Consider the following 8,299-nt stretch of genomic DNA (forward strand, 5'->3'; position numbering starts at 1 on the left):
CAAGCATCTCAGCAAGTGTTAAACGGCAACGTAACAACATCGAGTGAGCAGTACGTTCAAGCAAGTTGAGTCAACGTTCAGGATAGGCTACGTTCGTTCATCACGGAAATGACGACTGCTGACCGATTGTGCTGTTTATCGAGTTAACATCAATCGCTGTCACACTGTAGCATAACGTTGCCGTTCAACGCGTTTTGAGATGTTCTGCGATAGTGCCGAGCTACGCAATGTAAGATGCAGGTGAGCGGCTAGGTGGATGCTGTGTCGCGATGATTGGTGGTTGTTGGTGCCCTTCCGACAACCGCCAATTATCGGGGACAAATTGAAGACTCGCACGTTTTTTTGGCGAGGCTTCAATTTGAGGACTGAGACCGCCCTTTGGCTCAGGCCGGCCCCACAGCTGGAACCTAGTCGCTGACCGGAATCGTCAGTTCACACAAATCACATTTCACAAACTCACATCAATGATGCTTACGCTGGACACAAACGACAGTCAAATTCCACGTTATAACCACAAGCAGAAAGATGGACAACACCGGGAATTGCCGCCATACTTGTGAAAAGAAATAAATCTAACAAAACTGCTAAATACTTGTTGTTAAAAGTTAATTTACATAGTAAAATTATTTTATTATTAATTGAATATAACAAAAGTGTATAGTAGTGGCTTGACCTAGCAAGCCGCTCGTTAAGCAATGCGATGCTCGCGTCTCGGGACAAATCATGCCGCCGAAGCGTGTTAGGGGAGCACGTGGAAGGGTGAAATTAAAAGCATGAGTAAAAGGATTGACCTGACAAACCAGCGTTTTGGGCGATTGGTCGTGTTGAAGTATAGTGGCAATAACGTGGCGAACTCGAACGCCATGTGGCTGTGTCAGTGTGATTGCGGCAACCAAGTTGTGGTCGATGGGGTCCGCCTACGTTCTGGCATTACCAAGAGTTGTGGGTGTTTACGACGGGATTTATCACGGAAACGGGTGTTTAAGAACCCAGATTTTGTTAAATACATGGGTCGCTCTGAACAATTACGGACGGATGACGGGGTTTCACTAAGCTCGATTTACGAATCACCACGGAACAAAACGGGGGTCATCGGGGTATCGTATGACCAAGAAACCGGTAAGTGGTTCGCGCGCTTGATGTATCAGCACCACTACGTTCTTTTGAAGAGTTTCGATACGATTGAAGAGGCCATTAACGCGCGGCGTAAAGCTGAAGAACGTTACTTAGGCTTGCACCGGGATCATGATTCAGATGACAACACGGACTCATAGTCGTACAGTAGCGGAAATCTAAAGTAGAATTTTAGTTAAGCGTTGCGAAAAACGCCCTGCATTTAAATTATCCTTGACTTAGAGGCGACTCTAACTTCTATACTGATGTTAAAATAGGTTGACGGCTTGTGTATTGAGCTAGTTGGCTAATTGAATACGGATTAGGAAAGGGTGTTTATTCAGATGGAGTATCGCACACTTGGTAAAACGGGATTTAATATTAGTGAGGTTTCTTTAGGCACTTGGCAACTTGGTGGTAAGTGGGGCGCACCGTTCGATATTGAAGATGCTGACCGAACGTTGGCGGAAGCTTATGATCGTGGCGTTAACTTCTTTGATACCGCAGATGGTTATCAGGGCGGCGAAAGTGAAAAGGCCGTTGGTGCATTTATCGCGAGCCATCCTGATGTGCATTTTACAACCAAGATTGGCCGGAAGGAAGAACCGTTAAGCGTGACTCACTTTGATCCAGAACACTTGACGCGTTACGTGGATGAATCGTTGGCAAACATGGGGCTTGAAGCGCTTGATCTTGTGTTGTTACACTGTCCGCCAATGTCGATTTACTACCACCCAGAAACCTTCTTCACGCTGGATAAGTTGAAGAAAGCCGGTAAGATCAAGAACTACGGTGTCAGTGTTGAGCGGGTTGAAGAGGCCATCAAGGCGATGGATTACGACATTAGTGCCGTTGAAATTATCTTTAATATGTTCCGGCTACGGCCAGCGAACCTGTTCTTTGATTTAGCCAAGAAGAATAACATAGGTATTTTGGCCCGGGTGCCACTTGCGAGTGGCCTGCTGACGGGTAAATACACTGCGACAACGCAATTCGGCAAGGATGACCACCGGACAACCAACCGAAATGGTGAACTGTTTGATAAGGGCGAAACCTTCTCAGGCGTGGATTACCAAACGGGGGTTAAGGCAGCTCAAGAACTGAAAAAGCGCTTGGGTACGGATAACTTGGCGGCGACGGCCTTACGTTACATCTTAATGTATGATGCCGTTTCAGCAGTGATTCCAGGTGCCAGCTCACCAGATCAAATTGAACGCAACACGGTATCCTCAGAGTTACCACCATTGTCGGAAACGGATATGCAGATCGTGCGGGATGTTTATGATCAGTATATTAAGGATCCAGTGGAATATTTGTGGTAAAGGACAGAGCGCGGAACAAAGCGGTTAGAGACCGGAGCCTAAGCCCCTCTCGCCATAAACCCCGGTTTTTGGGGTTTGTGGTGAGAGGGGCTTAGGTGCAGGTCTCTGCTTTGAGGAGCGCGTTTCGGCTCGAGTACAGTAAAGTACCAAAGCGTGGCGCAAGACAGTTAGAAAGAAAATGATAACGGCGTCTCAAGTGAACCTACCAGTTTGGGCAGGCTTGCTTGGGGCGCTTTATACGCAATCTTGAGGAACACGTGTTTCACCCAAGAACTGCAATGTCAAAAACCTAAAATAAGGTGGTCACATTAGCCTAAAATTGATATTTTTTAGTTCACAACACTAACGAATCCCAGTAAAATTATGAATTCATCAATAAAAGTAACAATTATTATAATATAACGTGTTATTGGTGCTATAATGAACCATAAACGAGACACAGATTGAATAGCGGGGTTGATGACATGGAGTTCACAAAGCGGCAAAAAACAATTATTGAGATGTTAAAACAGACCAGTCCACTGACTGGTGAAGAAATTGCGACGCAGCTTAATCTTAGTGTACCAACGATCCGCGGGGATTTGCGATTATTAACGGCGGTGGAAATTTTAGCTGCGCGGCCGAAGGTGGGCTACGTCTACAAGGGCGATCAGCGGGTTAGCTTAGACTACCATAACCTGTATGAAACGCCGATTTCGGAGATCTTACAGCCGGCTGCGGTGATCAAGGACGATACTAGTTTGCAAGAAGCGGTCAGCAAACTGTTTTTAAAGGATGTTGGGTCGTTGTACGTGGTCGACGATGAGCATCAACTGGTCGGACTGATTTCACGAAAGGACCTGCTGCGGGCCAGTTTTAATAATAGTAATGCGGAATCAATGTTGGCCAGTGTCGTGATGACGCGGATGCCAAACATTGTGACGGTAACGGCGGATGCCACCGTTTTGGCGGTTGGTCAGCTATTATTGAAGCATAAGGTTGATTCACTACCAGTAGTTGAAAAGGGGGACCGGTACCAAGTGATTGGTAAAATTACGAAAAACCGCATCTTCCAGCACTTTATTGAAAAAGTCGAATAAGCAAGAACAAGTTAATGTGTCAGTCCGAAAATTCGGGCTGGCACTTTTTTTAACCGGTTGGTTGTCGAAAACAACTGATTAATTTTCGGTAAACGTTGCAGTATGATGTCTTAAAGTAAGATGTTTCAAAGATGATAAATTTTAGTAAAACGGGCTTAAATATTTTCAAAATGCGGTATGGCGGGGCTGATGATTGATTAATCAAGAAAACGCTTGCATTTCGAAATAAAGTAATATAGATTATAAACGTACCGATTGTGACGTTTTATTTAACAAAACATCCAATTTGGTAGTGTACAGTTAGGCGCTCAAAGCCAAACTAAAATTATCGCGGTATGCCTACGCAAAAAGGGGTTTCTCATGGAGAATAAAGGTCAAGTCATGACATCGAGACTCTCATACGCATTTGGGGCCTTCGGTCATGATATGTTTTACGCAACGTTATCAACATACTTTATCATGTTTGTGACATCGCACTTATTTGATAACGGTGCCAGTGGCGCCAAAATGATCAGTTACATTACGATGATCATTATGTTTTTACGGTTCTTCGAATTAGTCATCGATCCATTTATTGGGAACACGATTGATAACACGTCAACGCGTTGGGGCAACTTCAAGCCCTGGATCGTTGGTGGTGGGCTGATCAGCTCAGTAACAATTGCAATTCTATTTACGAATATGGGTGGGTTAAATACGTCTAACCCGCTACTCTACTTAATCATCTTCGCGGTGCTCTACATCACGATGGATATCTTCTACTCGTTCAAGGACGTCGGGTTCTGGTCAATGATTCCGGCACTGTCCTTTGACTCACGAGAACGGGAAAAGACGGCGACCTTTGCGCGGGTTGGCTCTAACATTGGGGCCAATATCGTTGGGGTCATGGTGATGCCAATCGTTTTGATGTTTTCACAAGTATCTAATCATGGGCAAGGGGATAACCGGGGCTGGTTTGCCTTTGCGATGGTTGTTGCAACAGTTTCCTTTGTTTCGGCACTGATCGTTGGTTTGGGCACCAAGGAAAAGAATTCGGAACTTCGGAAAAATAAGGAAAAGACGTCCTTTAGCGGTGTCATCAAAGTGTTAACGCGAAACGACCAACTGATGTGGTTGTCGTTGACCTACGCCTTGTACACGTCTGGGATGCAAATCACCAACGCCTTGGAGCTGTACTACTTCACGTATATCTTGGGCAACGCTGCTCAGTTCAGTCTGTTGGCTTCAATCAACGCGGTGATTGGGGTGTTCGCGGTGTTAGCTTTCCCACCAATGGCGCAAAAGTTCAGTCGTCGCAACGTGTTCTTCATTTCAATTGGGATCATGTTGATTGCGTTGATCCTGTTCTTATTTGCCGGTAACTCCTTACCAATGGTCTTGGCCGCTGCCGTGCTCTTCTACATTCCGCAACCCCTGATTTTCTTGGTTGTGCTGATGATCATTACCGACTCCGTTGAATACGGTCAATTGAAGTTTGGACACCGTGATGAATCACTGACCTCTCAGTTCGCCCGTTGTTGGATAAAATGGGTGGTGCCATCTCTAACGGGGTGGTTGGGTTAACTGCCGTTTGGGCTGGTATGACGGCTGGTGCTTCGGCATCAACAATCAGTAACCACGGTCACTTGGTCTTCAAACTGATGATGTTTGGGGTACCAGTTGCGTTGATTTTACTTGGCACGTTGATCTTCTTTAAGAAGGTGACGTTGGATGAAAAGGAACATGCACGGATCGTGGATGAACTTGAACGCACTTGGGGCAAAACCTTAGCTGAAGATGACGCGACTGCCGAGGTGGCAAGTGAACAAGCAGTTACCGTCATGAGTCCAATTGATGGGCAGCTAGTTCCACTCGCAAGCGTGAATGACGAAAACTTTGCCTCAGGTAAAATGGGCGCCGGTTTTGCAATCAAACCAAGTGATGGTCGAATTTACGCGCCGTTTGATGGTAAAGTGAAAGCAACCTTCCCAACCCGCCATGCCGTTGGTTTAGTGGCTGATAATGGGTTAAGTGTCTTGATTCATATCGGAATCGATACCGTTAATATGCGGGGAACGGGCTTTGTTTCCTATGTCGAACAGGATCAAGTTGTGAAGCAGGGTGACTTACTGATTGAATTTTGGCAACCAGCCCTTGAAAAAGCGGGGTATGATGATACTGTAATGGTAGTGGTCACTGATACGGCTGTTCAACCGGTATCGTTAAATGAAAACGGTACCGTAACGCATGGTGATCCGATTTTGAAGATTGAGTCATAAACTTTAACACACGGATGTTATGCCTTAGAGGAGGTCATTTTTTGGCAATTCACATTGATGAAACAAATCAGGTTTTTCACCTACAAACGGACCACACGAGTTACGTGTTCCAGGTACTCGCGCATGGCGTATTAGGTCAGTTGTATTACGGTAAACAGATTCACGTTCGACCATCGTATGCGAACCTCGCGAGACGAGAACTTAAGAATTCCATGCCCGCGTACGATTTAACGGAACCGGATTTTCAACTGGATGCCATTAAACAGGAGTATGCCGCAACTGGCACCGGTGATTTTCGCCGGCCAGCCTATCAAGTCACGCAGGCGGATGGTAGTCGGTTAACCGATTTCCGGTACGACCATTACGAAGTTGTTCAGGGAAAGCAGCGGCTGACGGGGCTACCATCGACGTTTGACGATACGGATGATGGTGCTGAGACGCTGATCGTTCACCTGACGGATGATTTGACGCAGCTTGATCTAGAGCTGAACTACACGGTATTTCCACACCAAGACGTGATTGTTCGGAGTGCCAACTTTAAGAATCATGGCGTGACTAGTGTGACACTAAATGCGGCGTTAAGTGCCCAGGTCGATTTACCGGATGACCGGTACGACTTAGTTCAATTTTCTGGTAGTTGGTCACGGGAACGCCACATGATTCGGACACCACTTCGGTCAGGCATTCAGCTGATCGATAGCGTTCGCGGAAGTTCAAGTCCGCAACAAAATCCCTTCATGATGCTGGCACGACCGGATACCACGGAAGATGCGGGCGGGGTGTTTGGTTTCAACCTCGTTTATTCCGGGAACTTCTTAGACCAAGTTGAAGTGGACCAGTATGCTACGAGTCGTGTGTTGGTGGGCATCAACCCGGCCGATTTTGGGTGGCACCTGCGGCCAGGTGCTACGTTCCAAACGCCAGAATGTGTGTTGAGTTATACCACTGACGGGTTCAACCAGTTGAGCCAACAACTCGCCGATTTTTACGCTCAACACTTGGTGAACGCAAACTTCGCTAAGCGAGAACGGCCAATTTTAGTGAACAACTGGGAAGCCACTTACTTTGATTTTGATGATCAAAAACTACTAGGTATCGCGAAAAAGGCGAAGGACCTTGGCATTGAAATGTTTGTCTTGGATGACGGTTGGTTCGGTCACCGGGATGACGACCACACCTCGTTAGGTGATTGGGTCACGGATCCGCACAAACTGCCAAAGGGTATCGGTCACTTCGCAGATCAAGTCCACGACCTCGGCTTGCAGTTCGGCCTCTGGTTTGAACCGGAAATGCTGTCGCTGGATAGTCAGATGTACCGCACACACCCAGAATGGTTGTTGCATACGCCACAACGGCGGGCAACGCCCGGACGGAACCAATTCGTGCTGGACTTCAGTCGGCAAATCGTAGTGGATAACCTATTTGAGCAAATGAGCAAGGTGATCGATGAAACTCATCTGGACTACATCAAGTGGGATATGAACCGTTACATGACCGAAGTCTTTAGTACCGGCCTTCCTGTTGACCAACAGTTGGAAGTGAGCCATCGTTATATCTTGGGCGTTTATCAACTGTACGAGCGGTTGACGAGCCGGTATCCGGATGTCTTGTTTGAATCCTGTGCTTCTGGTGGTGGCCGCTTTGACCTTGGCATGATGTACTACGCGCCACAGGCTTGGACCAGTGATGATACGGATGCCATTGAACGGTTGAAAATCCAGTTGGGCACATCTTACGGCTACCCACAATCGATGATGGGCGCTCACGTCTCGGCCGTACCGAATGAGCAAACCGGTCGAATAACCTCGTTAGCCACTCGGGCAAACGTGGCCTACTTCGGCGCATTTGGGTACGAACTCGACATTACCAAAATGCCTGAGGAAGAAGCCGAAATCGTTAAAGAGCAGGTGGCCTTCTACAAGCAACACCGGTCGCTTTACCAGTTTGGTAAGCTGTACCGAATTGATAGTTTATTCGAGGGTGATGGGAACGTCATGAGTTGGATGGTCGTTGATGACAAGCAAGACCACGCCATTGCCTGCCGTTACCAGTTACTAAGTCGGCCGAACGCCCCTTATCTACGCCAGTACTTTAAGGGCCTTGATCCCGATAAGCAGTACCGAATCAATGGCGGGGACGCGACTTATTACGGTGACGAATTGATGAATGCCGGTCTATTCTTGACCAAGGTGTTTGATGAAACTGCCGCGGTTAAGCAACTGGCGGACTTTAGCTCGCAACGCTTTGTGATTGATGCGGTTGAATGATAACAAATGAAAAACTCGGTGCTGAGTAATCAGTACCGAGTTTTTTGTTTGCTGTTGTTTATGTCCAGCGATAGTGTGCGAAGTTTGTGAAATTTGGCTTCGTTGGCGCGTTAATCATGGCTGATATTGTGGGCACAACCGGTCGGTCAGAAAATTTGGGCTGGAACGTCGTGGGCACGATTCTGAGCCGGAAAAACACGTCTCAGAATTCGGCCTTTCACTAACCTGGAAATTCACCAGCTAAGTGAAATTTCACGGCT

At 46.9% G+C, this 8,299-nt stretch carries 4 protein-coding genes and 1 pseudogene; all 5 read left to right on the plus strand.

The annotated features are described in order from the left end of the window. Positions 1–773 precede the first annotated feature (773 nt). The 5 genes and pseudogenes from JCM2765_RS15300 (at position 774) to JCM2765_RS15320 (ending at position 8,039) form a co-directional block, all read left to right on the plus strand. Positions 774–1,274, plus strand: a complete 501-nt coding sequence (locus JCM2765_RS15300; protein ID WP_054737442.1) for an AP2 domain-containing protein — start codon at positions 774–776, stop codon at positions 1,272–1,274. Between the two features lie 183 nt (positions 1,275–1,457). Next, the gene (locus tag JCM2765_RS15305; protein ID WP_054737443.1) at positions 1,458–2,435 is read left to right on the plus strand and encodes an aldo/keto reductase; all 978 of its coding nucleotides are present in this window, start codon (positions 1,458–1,460) and stop codon (positions 2,433–2,435) included. A gap of 464 nt (positions 2,436–2,899) precedes the next feature. Next, positions 2,900–3,514 carry a helix-turn-helix transcriptional regulator gene (locus tag JCM2765_RS15310; protein ID WP_054737445.1) on the plus strand — a complete coding sequence of 205 codons (615 nt, stop codon included), beginning with the start codon at positions 2,900–2,902 and terminating at the stop codon, positions 3,512–3,514. Positions 3,515–3,874: 360 nt separating this feature from the next. Continuing rightward, a pseudogene (locus JCM2765_RS15315) lies at positions 3,875–5,772 on the plus strand (sugar MFS transporter). A 41-nt stretch (positions 5,773–5,813) separates the two neighbouring features. Beyond that, complete coding sequence (locus tag JCM2765_RS15320) at positions 5,814–8,039, plus strand: alpha-galactosidase (protein WP_054737444.1); 2,226 nt, start codon at positions 5,814–5,816, stop codon at positions 8,037–8,039. Positions 8,040–8,299 lie beyond the last annotated feature (260 nt).

It is taken from the genome of Secundilactobacillus similis DSM 23365 = JCM 2765 (genome assembly GCF_001311075.1).
Lineage (GTDB): Bacteria > Bacillota > Bacilli > Lactobacillales > Lactobacillaceae > Secundilactobacillus > Secundilactobacillus similis.